Origin of the sequence: Thalassolituus pacificus (assembly GCF_025318105.1) — a bacterium.
GTDB lineage: Bacteria > Pseudomonadota > Gammaproteobacteria > Pseudomonadales > Oceanobacteraceae > Venatoribacter > Venatoribacter pacificus.
This window is the reverse complement of record NZ_JAOANI010000019.1, coordinates 293242-307093: the sequence shown is the minus strand read 5'-3', so window position 1 is coordinate 307093 and position 13852 is coordinate 293242. Positions and strand designations below refer to the sequence as shown.

General features: G+C 56.0%; 12 protein-coding genes. 1 reads left to right on the top strand and 11 read right to left on the bottom strand.

What is annotated here, in order from left to right; translation table 11 throughout:
• Positions 1 to 278: 278 nt before the first annotated feature.
• A complete protein-coding gene (locus NYR02_RS12035; RefSeq protein WP_260976598.1) occupies positions 279 to 1571 on the bottom strand; it encodes a YdgA family protein in 1293 nt (430 codons plus the stop codon).
• 348 nt (positions 1572 to 1919) lie between these two features.
• Between NYR02_RS12035 and rapA the strand changes: the two genes are divergently transcribed.
• The gene (gene rapA / locus NYR02_RS12030; RefSeq protein ID WP_260976597.1) at positions 1920 to 4679 is read left to right on the top strand and encodes an RNA polymerase-associated protein RapA; all 2760 of its coding nucleotides are present in this window, start codon (positions 1920 to 1922) and stop codon (positions 4677 to 4679) included.
• 83 nt (positions 4680 to 4762) lie between these two features.
• On the opposite strand, the gene gorA is transcribed toward rapA, so the two are convergent.
• From gorA to gspE, 10 genes are read right to left on the bottom strand one after another with little or no spacing between them, the layout of a single operon-like run.
• A complete protein-coding gene (gene gorA / locus NYR02_RS12025; protein WP_260976596.1) occupies positions 4763 to 6121 on the bottom strand; it encodes a glutathione-disulfide reductase in 1359 nt (452 codons plus the stop codon).
• 36 nt (positions 6122 to 6157) lie between these two features.
• Entirely contained in the window at positions 6158 to 6685 is a 528-nt protein-coding gene (gspM, locus tag NYR02_RS12020) for a type II secretion system protein M (RefSeq protein WP_260976595.1), read from the bottom strand.
• Positions 6682 to 7938, bottom strand: a complete 1257-nt coding sequence (gene gspL / locus NYR02_RS12015) for a type II secretion system protein GspL (protein WP_260976594.1) — start codon at positions 7936 to 7938, stop codon at positions 6682 to 6684. Before gspL ends, gspM begins: the two co-directional genes overlap by 4 nt.
• Positions 7939 to 7948: 10 nt before the next feature.
• A complete protein-coding gene (gene gspK / locus NYR02_RS12010) occupies positions 7949 to 8977 on the bottom strand; it encodes a type II secretion system minor pseudopilin GspK (RefSeq protein ID WP_260976593.1) in 1029 nt (342 codons plus the stop codon).
• Positions 8974 to 9708 (bottom strand): type II secretion system minor pseudopilin GspJ, encoded by a 735-nt coding sequence (gene gspJ / locus NYR02_RS12005; RefSeq protein ID WP_260976592.1) that lies wholly within the window; start codon positions 9706 to 9708, stop codon positions 8974 to 8976. The genes gspK and gspJ overlap by 4 nt, the downstream gene beginning before the upstream one ends.
• Complete coding sequence (gene gspI, locus NYR02_RS12000; RefSeq protein WP_260976591.1) at positions 9708 to 10079, bottom strand: type II secretion system minor pseudopilin GspI; 372 nt, start codon at positions 10077 to 10079, stop codon at positions 9708 to 9710. Before gspI ends, gspJ begins: the two co-directional genes overlap by 1 nt.
• Positions 10069 to 10650: a type II secretion system minor pseudopilin GspH gene (gene gspH, locus NYR02_RS11995; RefSeq protein ID WP_260976590.1), complete on the bottom strand. Its 582-nt coding sequence runs from the start codon at positions 10648 to 10650 to the stop codon at positions 10069 to 10071. Before gspH ends, gspI begins: the two co-directional genes overlap by 11 nt.
• A complete protein-coding gene (gene gspG, locus NYR02_RS11990; protein WP_270049607.1) occupies positions 10650 to 11090 on the bottom strand; it encodes a type II secretion system major pseudopilin GspG in 441 nt (146 codons plus the stop codon). The genes gspH and gspG overlap by 1 nt, the downstream gene beginning before the upstream one ends.
• Before the next feature lie 9 nt (positions 11091 to 11099).
• Complete coding sequence (gspF, locus tag NYR02_RS11985) at positions 11100 to 12311, bottom strand: type II secretion system inner membrane protein GspF (protein WP_260976589.1); 1212 nt, start codon at positions 12309 to 12311, stop codon at positions 11100 to 11102.
• Between the two features lie 2 nt (positions 12312 to 12313).
• Positions 12314 to 13852, bottom strand: a complete 1539-nt coding sequence (gene gspE, locus NYR02_RS11980; protein ID WP_260976588.1) for a type II secretion system ATPase GspE — start codon at positions 13850 to 13852, stop codon at positions 12314 to 12316.

The following is a 13852-nucleotide window of genomic DNA, read 5'->3' as shown; positions in this document are numbered from 1 at the left end:
CCTGCTTTACCGGGGCTTTTGTCCACGAAAATGCCTGATCTTTGGGCTCTTTCCACTCTGTGAGAGTTGTCTTTTCTGCAGGAGAGCTTTACCCGATGAATACAACATGTCCTGTGAGCACAGCACCAGGCCTGATCATTTCCTGCCTTTTGTCTGCTTGCTCTGACATGGCGCACCTCCTTAGGCGCGCCATATTACAGGCACAAAAAAGCCGGAGCTGATGGCTCAGCTCCGGCGGTGCTTACTCAGACTGTGCGGTTACTCTGACTGTCCGGGCATCAAAACCCGACAGAAATACCGTTCGCGCTCAGCTCTCCCTGATTCAATATCAGGCGACTGGTCAGGCGTCCGTCCTGATCTTCAAGCATGCCCGCATCCAGTAAACTGACAAAGTGCTCGGCCAGCGGGCTCTGCATCAGGCTGCGACTGAGATTAACCTGCAGCTCGCCATTCAGGCGTGTGCGGAAGTCCTGCTGCAGCGAAGCCGCATCTCCGGCGGCCATTATCACTTTGCCATGCAGTTTGATATCGCCACTGGCCCCCATACCGGCGGGACTAAGATCATTGAAGATAAAGGCGGTTTCCAGTGTTTCCAGTGTCACGCTGGCACCGGATGCCAACACATTGCCGGCACCCTTCAGCAGCTCAGAAGTAGCCGCGGCTTCATCTGTTGAGTTCTGAGCATTTACGAGCAGCTGCTGATAGGCCTGCCAGTTGATGCCGTCCAGATAGAGAGACAGGCGGCTGGTATCCACACTCAGGTCTTTATCCGCAGAGCTGACCCTCAGGTTACTAACCTTGAGCGTTGTCAGTGATGCCAACACACCACGATCCACCAGAGCAGCCTGCTCGCTGACCAGTCCCTGCAGCTTCACCTTCAGCTGTGGACTGCTGACGCTCAGATCGCCAATGCGGTAGCTGGCTTTATCAATGAATGGTGAGCCATTGCGCAGATGACTGGCGATGTCCAGTTCAAATCGATTCAGCCGGGCATCCCCCTGGGCGCTGCCTGTCAGGCTGGCACTGGCCATACTGAGTGTTGCCTTGCCTTTTGCTGCAGCATCGGTAGCGGTTTCAGTCTGCAGAATCAGAGGGGCAACCGATAACGTACTGCCATCCGGCAGTGGCATATTCACGGCACCGGTTTGGTAGCGTGCGTAAATTCGTTCTTCATTACCCTTCAGCCACCATTCGCCCTGCTGTCCCGCAGCCAGCTCCGGCAACTGTTGCAACAGCACGCCAGCCAAGCCAAGCTGACTATCGACAACAAAGGTACCGGAAGCCCGATACGGTTCAATGCTGACGTGCTGGCGAATACTGAACAGATCGGTGGGCTCTTCTCCCAGCAGGCGGAAATGATAGAGCTCTTCGCGGTTGGCACCTAAAAACCCCCGCTCCACCTCTTCCAGCCGAACCGATATACCCTGCGGCATCAATGCCTGATTAAGCTGCTGTAACGATTGCTGCGAGAGTGCGTCATAGCGTTCGACATTCTGGTAAGTGACGTAGCCAGCAGCGGCCCCTATTGCGATCACCGGCAAGCCGATAATCAGTGCCAGGGTTTTGCCCATAGTTAACTTCCTGTTTGTGTTGTGTCCGGTATGAATTGATCTGTGCCCTGTTTTTTTTGGTCTGTCTTCCTGAGCGTGCAGCACTTGCTGGCCGCTACCGCCAGAATCAGGCAGAGGATATTAGCGGCATAAGCAAAGATCGGGCAACCGTGCAGGTGCGTCAGCCATCAGTCAGTAACAATGTAATCCGCTATTCTGAGGCAAAAATGGCCTGAATACGCCCACAAGACGCCATTGCCGGTGGGATTTAAAGCCCCCTTGCGCTAGACTGCGCGCCTGTTTTTACCGGCGGACATACGGCTGCCGGATTCTGTTTGTCACGTCAAAATATCTGCAGGTTAAGCTTATATGTATACAGTGGGTCAGCGTTGGATCAGTGAGGCCGAAACCGATCTGGGCCTCGGTCTTGTGCAAAATGTCGACTTCCGGGTCGTTACTATTTATTTCCCGGCCATCGATGATGTGCGCAGTTATTCGCGCCAGAACGCCCCGCTTACCCGTGTCATATTCAAAGAAGATGATCTGCTGCCGTTACAGGATGGCAGCACCATGACCGTGGTCGATGTAACCGATATCGACGGTATCGTATTTTACAGCGACGGCGAGCGCGAAATTTCCGAGATCCACCTCAGCGGCCAGATTCAGCTGAATCAGCCGACCGACCGTTTGTTCTCCGGTCAGATTGATAACAACAACCTGTACGAACTGCGCCAGATGGCATTGCAACAGCTGAGCAAACTGCGTCAGCGTCCGTTCTACGGCTTACTGGGCGGACGTACAAGCTTACTGCCGCACCAGCTGTACATTGCCGAACAGGTCACTCAGGATTCTATTCCGCGTGTACTGCTGGCGGACGAAGTGGGCCTGGGGAAAACCATTGAAGCCGGTCTGATTCTGCACCGTTTATTGCTGCAACAACGCATCCAGCGCGCACTGATTCTGGTGCCCGACCACCTGCTGCATCAGTGGCTGGTGGAAATGATCCGTCGCTTTAACCTGCGTTTCTCTCTGGTCAGCAAAGACATGCTGGAAGACGGCGACGACGATATTTTCGCCAGCGGCCAGTTATTCCTCTGCCCGTTGTCACTGGCTACCCATGACACCATCGCGCCGCAGATCCGCGCATCCGACTGGGACATGCTGGTCGTCGATGAAGCGCACCATCTGCAGTGGAGCGAAGACGGTTTTGACGATGCCTACGCGCTGGTTGAAAACCTGTCCCGCGAAGTAGCTGGCCTGCTGCTGCTGACGGCCACGCCGGAACAGCTGGGTGTGCAGGGGCATTACGCCCGTCTGCGCCTGCTGGACCCAGAGCGCTACCCGTCCCTGGAGCAGTTCCTGAGTGAACAGCAAGCCTATCAGCCAGTGGCCGATCTTGCCGCCGCACTGGCCGGCAGCGACAGCCTGAACGACGAACAACGAGCCACTCTGGCACGCCTGCTGCCCGATCATGCCAGCGCTGACATCACGGTTGCCGAGCAGCGTAATCGCCTGCTGGAAACCCTGATTGACCGTCACGGCCCTGGCCGTGCGCTGTACCGTAACACCCGTCATGGCGTCAGCGGCTTCCCGCAGCGCCTGCCACAGCTGACCGCCCTGCCAGCACCGCAAAGTGATGATCTGACGCGCACTCTGGCTGATCTGCATCCTGAAATGGGTGTTACCGGCTGGTGTGATGACGATGCCCGCACCGACTGGCTGCTGAACATTCTGGCCAGCACTGGTAAAGACAAGATCGTCCTGATCTGCCATGCGGCGCAAACCGTTCTCGATCTGGAAGCCTGGCTGTGGGAAACCTGCGGCATTCAGGTAGCCGTTTTCCATGAACACATGGACCTGGTTGAACGTGACCGGGCGGCGGCCTACTTTGCCGACCACGAGCAAGGCGCACGCATTCTGTTGTGTTCTGAAATTGGCTCCGAAGGCCGTAACTTCCAGTTTGCTCACCATCTGGCCCTGTTCGACCTGCCGTTCAATTGCGATTTGATTGAGCAGCGCATCGGTCGTCTGGATCGTATCGGTCAGGCGCAAGACATCAAAATCTACATCCCGGCTTTCAGCAATCACATCAGTGGCCGCTGGGCGCAATTGCTGCACGCCGGTATTGACCTGTTCAGTCGTCCGAATCCTGCTGCGCAGCCGCTGCTGGAAAAACACCGCGAAGCCATTGAACACGCCATCATTTCCGGCGAAGGTCTGGATGAACTGACCCGCCAACTGGCCGCTGAACGTGATGAACTGCTGGCCAGCCTGGAAGAAGGCCGCGACCGCCTGCTGGAACTGCATTCCTGCCATCCGCAGCGTGCACGTCGCCTGGCGAAAGAGATGACCATCACCCACATCGAAGACGAAGCCGAACTGAACGATTTCCTTGAGTTGTTCGCTGATGCCTTTGGTCTGGAACTGATTGATCTGGGTGGCGATTGCATCACCATCGCCCCCGGCGACCATATGCTGGTGCCGGATATGCCGTACCTGCCGGAAGATGGTTTTATGGCCACCACACACCGAGATATCGCCCTTGCCCGTGATGACGTGCAGTTTTTAAGCTGGGAGCATCCGTTTGTGGATCAGGCACTGGAACTCATCACCAGTGGCCCGGCAGGGAATGCCAGCGCCGGTTACATCGAAGATCACGACTTCCGTACCGGCGATTGTTTTATCGAACTGCAGTTTGTTGCCCGCTGCCCGGCACCGAAGGCACTGGCGGTTGAGCGCTATCTGCCACCGAACGCCATGCATCTGATGATGACGCCGGCCGGTGAATTAAAGGTAAACGATGGTGAATTACCCGCCTTCGTTTTACCGCTAAAACGCGGCACCGCACGCGGACTGGTTGAGCAGAAAGCGGAATCCGTGCAGCCGCTGATCAACAAACTGGAAAAGATGGGTAATGCCCAGCTGAGCAAAATGGTTGAGCGCGCCAGCAACAAAGCCGCGGAAGCCTTTGCTGCCCGCCTTGAGCGCTTGAGTGCGCTGAGCGAACAGAACCCGAACATTCCGCCCTTGTTAGTCGCGGAGGTTAAGCGCGAGCGTGATGCGGTGCTCGATGCCATTGCCCAATCGCAGCTGGCACTGGACAGTGTGCGTCTGGTGTTCTGCGGCTGAGTCGGGAGTCGCTGCGACAAAAAAGCCGGTACTGTTTCCAGTACCGGCTTTTTTATGCCCGCGTTTCGTCCTGAGAGCGCCTCTCAGCTGCGCGGCGACCGCAGGGTGACAAACTCCTCAGCCGCGGTCGGATGGATACCAATAGTACTGTCGAACATCGCCTTGGTTGCCCCGGCTTTGATGGCGACAGCAATTCCCTGAATAATCTCACCCGCTTCTGCACCGACCATGTGCGCTCCCACCACCTGATCACTGCTGGCGCGTACAATTAACTTCATAAACGTACGCTCCGGCAGACCAGACATAGTGTGACGCATCGGCCGGAAGTCCGACTCGAAGATGCGCACATCATCACCAAAGCGCTCCTGAGCTTCTTCTTCGCTGAGGCCGACGGTGGCAATATTGGGCTGGCAGAAAACCGCCGTCGGGATGTTGTCGTAACTCATCGGCTCGTTGTCGCCATCGTACCAGTGGGCTACCAGTTTCATCGCCTGCGCCAATGCAACCGGAGTCAGCGCCGGGGTGCCAATCACATCGCCCAAAGCATAAATACTGGGGGCTGCGGTGCGGAAGAAATGATCCACCACAATGCTGCCATCGCCACGCAGCTCAACGCCCTGCGCTTCGAGGTTTAACCCTTGGGTCAGCGGCTTGCGGCCAGTGGCGTACATGACACAATCAGCATCAAGCGCATCGCCATTGTTCAGCTGGCAACGCAAACTGCCGTCCGCCAGCTGCTCAATGCGGCGGATATCGGTTTTGGTATGAATGCGCACCCCTTTGTGCACGATCTGGCTGGCAGCAAAGCTGCGCACGCCTTCGTCAAAACCGCGCAGTACCTGCTCGCCGCGATACAGCAGATGGGTTTCGGCCCCAAGGCCATTAAAGATTCCGGCAAACTCCACCGCAATGTAGCCGCCGCCGACAACAACGACGCGCTTGGGAAATTCATCCAGGTAGAAGGCTTCGTTCGAGGTAATGGCCAGCTCCGCACCGGGAACATCGGGTTTAAAAGGCCAGCCACCGGTAGCCACCAGAATGCGTTCGGCGGTGAATTCCTGATCACCGACTTTGACCCGATGCGGGTCCAGTATGCTGGCGGTGCCATGCAGGATTTCAACGCCTGAATTTTCAAGGAGATTGCTATATATCCCATTCAAGCGTTTGATTTCATTCGTTTTATTGTCGCGAAGTGTTGGCCAATCAAACGACTCAAGCTGGCCGTTCACGCCAAACCCCCGGGCCTCTTCAAACTTCTCCGCGTATTCCGAAGCGTAAACAAAGATTTTTTTCGGCACGCAGCCGACGTTGACACAGGTACCACCGAGGTAGCGGTTTTCAACCACGGCGACTTTTACCCCGCGGGCGGCCGCCATGCGCGATGCACGCACCCCACCGGAACCGGCACCAATCACCAACAACTCAAAATCGTAACTCATCATATTCCCCTTGCCCGTTCTGGTTGCAGGCCCGCCGACTCAGGGAGTCAGCGTGGCGCGGATGTCGACCAGACCTGAGCGGTCGGTGCGATCGATCGTGATCTGACTTACACGGATGCCGTGTCTTGCCTGCATCCCTTCCAGCCAGGAGATGGCATCGTCAAACGCGGCTTTTTCAACCCAGACGCGCAGTCCTTTACCATCCTGTTCGTAACGACTGAGTACGATGCCGGCCTTTTTCGCTTGCTGGGTGACGGTAGCCAGAATCGGCGCATCGGCGGTCGCGACTGACGACACACCACCAAAGCGGTGGGCATTTTCAGCCAGCAGATTATAGGTTGCCAGGTTCTTTTCCAGGCTAAGCGCCGCCGCTTTCTGGCTGCGTATTAATGGGGCGTAGATGGTGACAAAAACCAACGCCAGCACCAGCAGCGCGCTAATGCCCTTCACCACCAGACGGTCACGGGTTGGCAGAGACTGGTACCAGTGCTGAGCAGCCTGCACGGTTTTATTGCTTTGCAGCTGAGCCTGTAATTGTCCCTGCATTAACTGAAGACGCTCGTTCATGCAGAACCTCCGATTTTGATGCGGCCTTTAACACCGTCTTTGTCGTTGGTGGCCGACGCTACTTCTGCGACCAGCCCTTCTTTTTCCAGCGCCGAGCGCAGTGTTTGCAGTTCATTCAGATTGCTGGCACGCACCTCAACCACTAATTCCTGCAGTCGGTCATTGAAGCGTAATGACATTAACTGCACCTGCTTTTGCAGCCCCTGGGCGGCATACACCCGCGCCAGCACGCTGGTTGTGCCGATGAATCCGGCGCCGTCAGCATCACCGTCACCGTCCAGCTTGGCTTTAATCTGGCGATCCAGTGAACGGATGCGCTCACCGGGGAACAGACTTTTATAAAGACTGATGGCTTCTGCCTGAACCTGTCGTGACTGCTGCTTCAGGGTGTAGTTATCAATAAACAGATAAAGCGTGGCGGTCACCACCCATACCGCTGCAACCGCCGCCAGGCCGCGCCACCACACCGGCGGGCGATCTTCGACCACTTCGCGCACCTGAAAGCGGCCGGTCAGCAGATTGGTCAGTTTGCCCTGTAAACGTTGATTACGCTGCTGTACACCGTCAGTGGCGAGCAATTCAATGTCGGTGAAGATACCGGCAAAGCTGCTTTCCAATGTGGTTTTCAGTAACTGCGCCTGATCCAGTTGTGCCGCCATGATCTTCAGGCCAGTGACCTGATGTGCGCCCTGCTCGGCAGACTCATGATCAAACAGCGATTCCAGCACCGGCGTCAGCGCGCTGTCGATTACCCAGCCTTCAAAGACACCGGGAATGCGGATGGCCCAGCCGCCATTCTGGCGTTGCATCACCGCGCCCTGGTCGGGCAGCAACTGAGTTTCCGGAATCAGCTCGCGTACCTGCAGATGATGCAGTTCACACTCTTCCAGCAGGCGTTCGATCAGGTCATTACCGACCACATAGGCGCGCACTTTTTTTCCTTCAGTGCCCGCCGGAATGATCAGGTAATCAGCCAGATCATCGATCAGGCCTTCTTCCAGTGCATAAGGCAATGCCCGGGCAAGGTGCCGGTTGCTGACGCCCGGTAAAGACACCCAATGAGTGGCATAGTTGCAGGCTGACAGAACCAGACGAACCGGGGTCAGGTCGGCCTGCGTCTCGGCCCAATTGGCCAGCGAATGCACGACCGGCGATGATTCAGTGGCCGTCTGATCAAACGCCGTTACCGTCCAGCGGCCGCTGATCGCGTTCCACTGTACTTTGATGGTTTTTATGGCCTTAGCGGTTTCCATGCATTACACCTTATTGCGTCATGCCAGGTTGGGTGGATTCGGGTTCCCGCTTTGCTTCACGGCGGGAATAGTCGCGATACAGCGTGGTCATACGACCGTCGTTGTTATCGCGTTTGATTAATGCTTCTCCGGTAGCGATACGGTCGCCCAGTTCAACCCGGATGAATATCTCAAAGTATTCGGATTTTACACTGAAGTCGGTCTTATCCCAGCGCGCCTTTGTCACTGGCGCATCGCTGACCGGCGTATTGGTGTTTCCGTTGTTGTCATTATTTCTGGTGAACGGCTCAATTTGGCTCAGGCTCCAGAAATCATCGACCGTTTTAAAACCTTTATCACCACGGGCGCTGAAAATGGCCTCGCCATCTGCCAGCGACAACCCGGCATCCAGTGAGGCCAGCACCATGGCACTGGCGGTATTCACGTTCAGCTGTGCAGTGATGGGCAGACAAGCGACATAAGGCTCAAGTTTGCGGAAACTCACCATGTCCATCCCTTCCAGCAACAGCAGCTCGGATGAGTGCTTGCAGCCCTGATAAGCAGCCTTATATGGCGGTTCCATGCTCTGGTAACGGTCATCATCCTGACTGGTTTCATCCATCCAGCGCGACAGCGTGTCGGCAAGTGCAATGTCGAGGCCGAGCATATTCAGCAGATTGGTGAAGCGGATCTTTTGCGTCGCTTTATTGCTGGCCGCCACACTCAGGCTATTAAGATTAAAGCGCCCCATGGCGTCAGCAATACTGATTCTGGCCAACCCCGGCGACAGCGGAAAGGTTCGTTCCTGCGCCCATTCTTCGTTCAGATGGTCGATTTCTTTGTCGTTTTTCCAGTCAAGATACAGACCGGTTTTTACCGCCTGCTCGGCACCAAACACATACGAACGTGCCTGCTGTAAAGCGAGCATGGTGCCGCTGCGCTGCACATCGGTGGACTGGCGATCGATCATCGCCACCGCCAGCATGGAGACGATGGCAAAAATCAGCAGCACCGTAATCAGTGCCAGACCGCGCTGACGGACTCCGCTGGCGCGCCTCATGATTCCGGCCCCCACGCCAATAACCACTGGCGCTCGATATCACCCAGCGCGGGTAAGGTCAGCCGCCAGCGGATCGCCAGCGGCCGCTCTTCTTCGCTGCCACTGCTTTGCAGCGCCGGCCAGGCGGTGTACCAGTCGCGTCCGCTGACTTCGGCCTGCTGATTGTCACTGGCCTTACGCTCACGCTGCACCAACAGATCAATTTCCAGTCGCTCTGCCTGCTCCAGCACCACCTGCGGCTGTGGTACCGAGTCGCTGGCGCGATCAAGTACGGACCAGAAGTAACGTACCAGGCAATCGTATTGCGGCTCGGTTACTCCCCAGGACTGCAGGCGCTGCAGAGCGGGCTCGCAGACGTCGCTGTCGATCGGTTCAAGGCGATAAGCCACACGCTGTAACTCGGCGCGCGGATCACGGCTGACCGGAGAGTTGCGCCAGCCGGCACGGGTAAATTCTATCGGGAAGTCGCCACTGTCGAGCAGCAAAGAAGCCTGCTTATCGCCGTATTCATCACGAATACTGCGATTAATCAGTTGTTCGATATCACGACTGACCACCATATTAAAGCGCTGCAGGCTGACCAGCTGCTCCGAACGCACTTCGCTGGCCTGCTTGGAGTCGATGACATTGCTTAGTAATTGCGTCGAGGCAACACCGATCATGGCAGTAATGGAAACCGCGATCAGCACCTCGAGCAGGGTAAAGCCCTTCATTACTGGTGATGCCCGCATCAGTACTTACTCATAATGCTGATCAACGTGATCAGGTTACTGTCTTTGTGCTGCATATCCGCTACCGATACCGTCACCCGGTGGGTGTCCGGAAACTCAGTCTTTTCAACTTTGGTGAACACCTTCCATTCGCGGTCGGCCATATCCACCTGATCATTATTCTCGCCAATAGGTGGCAGGCCATTCAGGCGTAAATCCACCATGCGGTTTTCGGCCACAAACGAGGCCAGGGTTTTATCCTGCAGGTGCAACAGACTGCCCACGCTCTGGCTGGCGGTTTCACTCATGGTGGCAGCAATGGCGACAAAGACGGTCAGTGCAATCATCACTTCGATCAGGGTAAAACCACGCTGAGCGCGCTTAATCTTCATAGGTCTCTACCTTGATCAGCGGCGCGCCAAAGCCATCGCCATGAATCATCACCTGAAAATGGTCATCGCTGTCATGGGTCAGGGTCAGCTGGTATGGCGTGTATTCGTCGGAGGAGAGAAACATCAGCGCAGGCTTTGCCCCATCGTCTTCGTCCAGCAGGCTGTCAAAATCGACTTGCTGGCCCTCAACGGTCAGTGCAATAAACACATGCTCTGGCGCTTCAAGCTGAGATTTCAGACTGCCACTGTATGGCTGCCAGGGGTTTTTGCTGAGTTTATCCAGCTCCTCGCGGGTTTTGTTGGCGCTGAACTCTTGACTGTTAACATCCTGAAAGCTCAGCAATTGCAGGGTTTGTTCGTCCATAGCAACGCCGAGATCGATATTCTGAAATACCGCCTCTTGCCGATAGGCTGCAAACAAAGCGCTGAGATGATGGGCAAATTGCGTGGTCTGATCCTGCGCCTGACGATCACCACTGCTGAGGGTTGCCATGGCGAGCAGGCCACCAATAATGGCCAGCACCACCATCACCTCCAGCAGGGTAAATCCCCGCTGAAGTTGTTTATGCATCAGTGATCCAGACTGCTGATATCTGCACCTTCTTCTTCGCCGCCTTCCTGGCCATCGGCGCCCAGAGAGACGATCTCGTACTGGCCTTTATCGAGGAAGTAGAGGAATTCGTTACCCCAGGAATCCGTTGGCACGTTATTGCCTTTCAGGTAGCCACCGGACTTGTAGTTTTTAGGTTCCGGCGAGCTGCTTGGCTTTTTAACCAGTGCTTCCAGACCCTGCTCCGTGGTCGGGTAGGTGTAGTTGTCCAGCTTGTACAAATCGAGGGCATTTTCGATCAGTTTGATCTGGCTCTTGGTGGTTTTAACCCGGGCATCACTGGCTGAGCCAATAATATTGGTCGCGACCAGCGCCATAATGCCGCCAATAATGGCCAACACCACCATCACTTCCAGCAATGTAAAACCCTGTTGGCGGTTCGCATTACGCATCGATTTCATTCCGTTCTCCTACTGAACCATTTTTTGTAATTCAAGAATCGGCAACATAATTGCCGCGACAATTGTTGCCACAATACCACCCATCACCAGCAACATGACGGGCTCAAAAATTTTCACCAGCGCGGATACGGTATTCTCCAGCGAGGTTTCCTGTTGCTGCGCGGTACGGGCCAGCATGCTGTCCAGCTCACCACTGTTTTCCCCACTGGCAATCATATGCAGCATGATGGGTGGGAAATACCCGGTTTCAGCCAGTGCTTTGTTCAGACTGCCACCTTCACTGACGGTGACGGTGGCGCGAGTCAGCGACTGCTGAATCGGCAGATTGGTGATCACCTGGCTGGCAATGCGCATGGCATCCACTAACGGCACGCCGCTGGTGGTCAGAATCGCCAGCGTGCTGCCAAAGCGTGCGGTATTGGCGTCTTTAACGAAGCCACGCAAGCCGGGAACCTGCAGCAGAAAGTGGTGATAACGGCTGCGGAATGCCGGACTTTTCAGCGCCCGGCCAAAGGCAATCAGGCCGACCACAATGGCGATCAGCGTATACAGGCCCCAGGCAGTAATAAAATGACTGAGATCCAGCATAAACTGCGTCAGCCCCGGTAATTCCTGACCGTTTTTCACAAACACATCAACGATATCCGGCACAACGTAAGTGAGCAGACCCACCACAATTCCGATGGCAACGATGGTCAGGATGACCGGATACATGGCCGCCAGTTTGATCTTCTGGTCGGCCGCCTGGCGCGCTTCGGTGTAGTCCGCCAGACGATTAAGCACGCCATCCAGATGACCGGCATGCTCACCGGCGCTGACGGTTGAACGATACAGATGCGGGAAGGCTTTGGGGTATTCCGCCAGCGCTTTGGCCAGCGTATAACCTTCAAGCACTTTGGCACGAATGGCCAGAATCATGGCCTTAATGCGCTGTTTGCCGGTTTGCTCTGACAAGGCACGCAATGACTCATCAATGGGCAGGCCGGCCTGAATCAGCGTTGCCAGCTGGCGGGTAATGAGCGCCAGCTCAGGTACTGAAAGGCTTGGCTGACGCTCAAACAGGCTGTCTTTTTTCTGCTTTTGTGCGGTCTGTTCAACGGCCAGTGGCGTCCAGCCTTTATCGCGCAGCTGTTGCCGTACCTGACGGGCGCTGTCGGCTTCCAATACGCCCTTCTGCTGCTTACCGCGGCCGTCGATGGCCTGATATTCAAATGCTGCCATGGTTACCCTTTCGCCACCCGCAGCAGCTCTTCAATGGTGGTGCTGCCACCCAACACTTTGCGGATGCCATCCTGACGGATGCTTGGCCCTAACGTGCGCGCGTGTTTTTCCATCGCCTGCTCGCCGGAACGGTCGTGAATCAGGGTTTTCATGGCCTCATCGACTTCGATGATTTCGTAGATACCCTGACGCCCGCGATAACCCAGCTGATTGCACTTATCACACCCTTTAGCGTGGTAAATGGTCGGTGGGTTGGCGGCATCGACGCCCAGCAGCTCGCACTCGCTGGCATCGGCGATCGCTTCAATTTTGCAGTCATTGCACAATACCCGCACCAGGCGCTGGGCGATCACGCCAATCAGACTGGACGACAGCAGAAACGGCTCAACGCCCATATCCTGCAGACGGGTTACGGCACCGATCGCGGTATTGGTGTGCAGCGTGGAAAGCACAAGGTGACCGGTTAATGAGGCCTGAATGGCGATTTCTACCGTTTCAAGGTCACGGATCTCACCAATCATCACCACGTCCGGGTCCTGACGCAGGATGGCGCGCAGCCCCTTAGCGAAGGTCATCTCGACCTTGGTGTTGACCTGAGTCTGACCAATGCCCGGCAGGCTGTACTCGATCGGATCTTCGACGGTCAGGATGTTACGACTGGTGTCATTCAGATCGCTCAGTGCACCGTAAAGCGTGGTGGTTTTACCGGAACCGGTCGGGCCGGTGACCAGAATAATACCGTGAGGTTTGCTGATGATATTGCGCATGGTGCGCAGGTCACGATCAGCCATGCCCAGCTGGGACAAGCTAAGACGCCCGGCCTGTTTGTCCAGCAGACGCATCACCACCCGCTCGCCAAAGCTTGATGGCATGGTCGACACCCGCACATCCACCTCTCGGCCACCAATGCGCAAGGCGATACGGCCATCCTGAGGGACGCGTTTTTCAGCAATATCCAGCTTGGCCATAACCTTGATACGGGAAATCAGCAGCGCTGACAGTGCGCGCTTGGGCTGTACCACTTCGCGCAGCACGCCATCCACCCGGAAGCGCACCACGAGGCGTTTTTCATAGGTTTCAACGTGAATATCGGAGGCGTTTTCTTTTACGGCTTCGGTCAGTAAGGCGTTGATCAGGCGAATGATCGGTGCATCGCCTTCCTGCTCCAGCAGATCTTCGGTTTCCGGAACGGAGTCGGCCAGGCTGGCGAGGTCCATTTCGTCACCCAGACCTTCCACCATTTCCATGGTTTCAGAGGAGTCACTCTGATAAGCCAGCCCAAGGCGGCGATCAAATTCTTCTTTGCTAACAGCTTCCAGACGGAACGGCGCTGCGAGAAAGCGCTGCACCTCCATAATGACATCGACACTGATACCTTCTTTATGGATAAGCACCAGCTGATCATGGCCTCCTTCGACCACCACGCCAAATCGCTTGGCAAAGCCAAATGGAATGCGGGTAGCGAGGCTGGTTGCCTGATGTTGTCCCGCAGCCGCTTCGGCAGGTACGGTTGTCGGATGTTCTGAAATTACTGCTGTCAT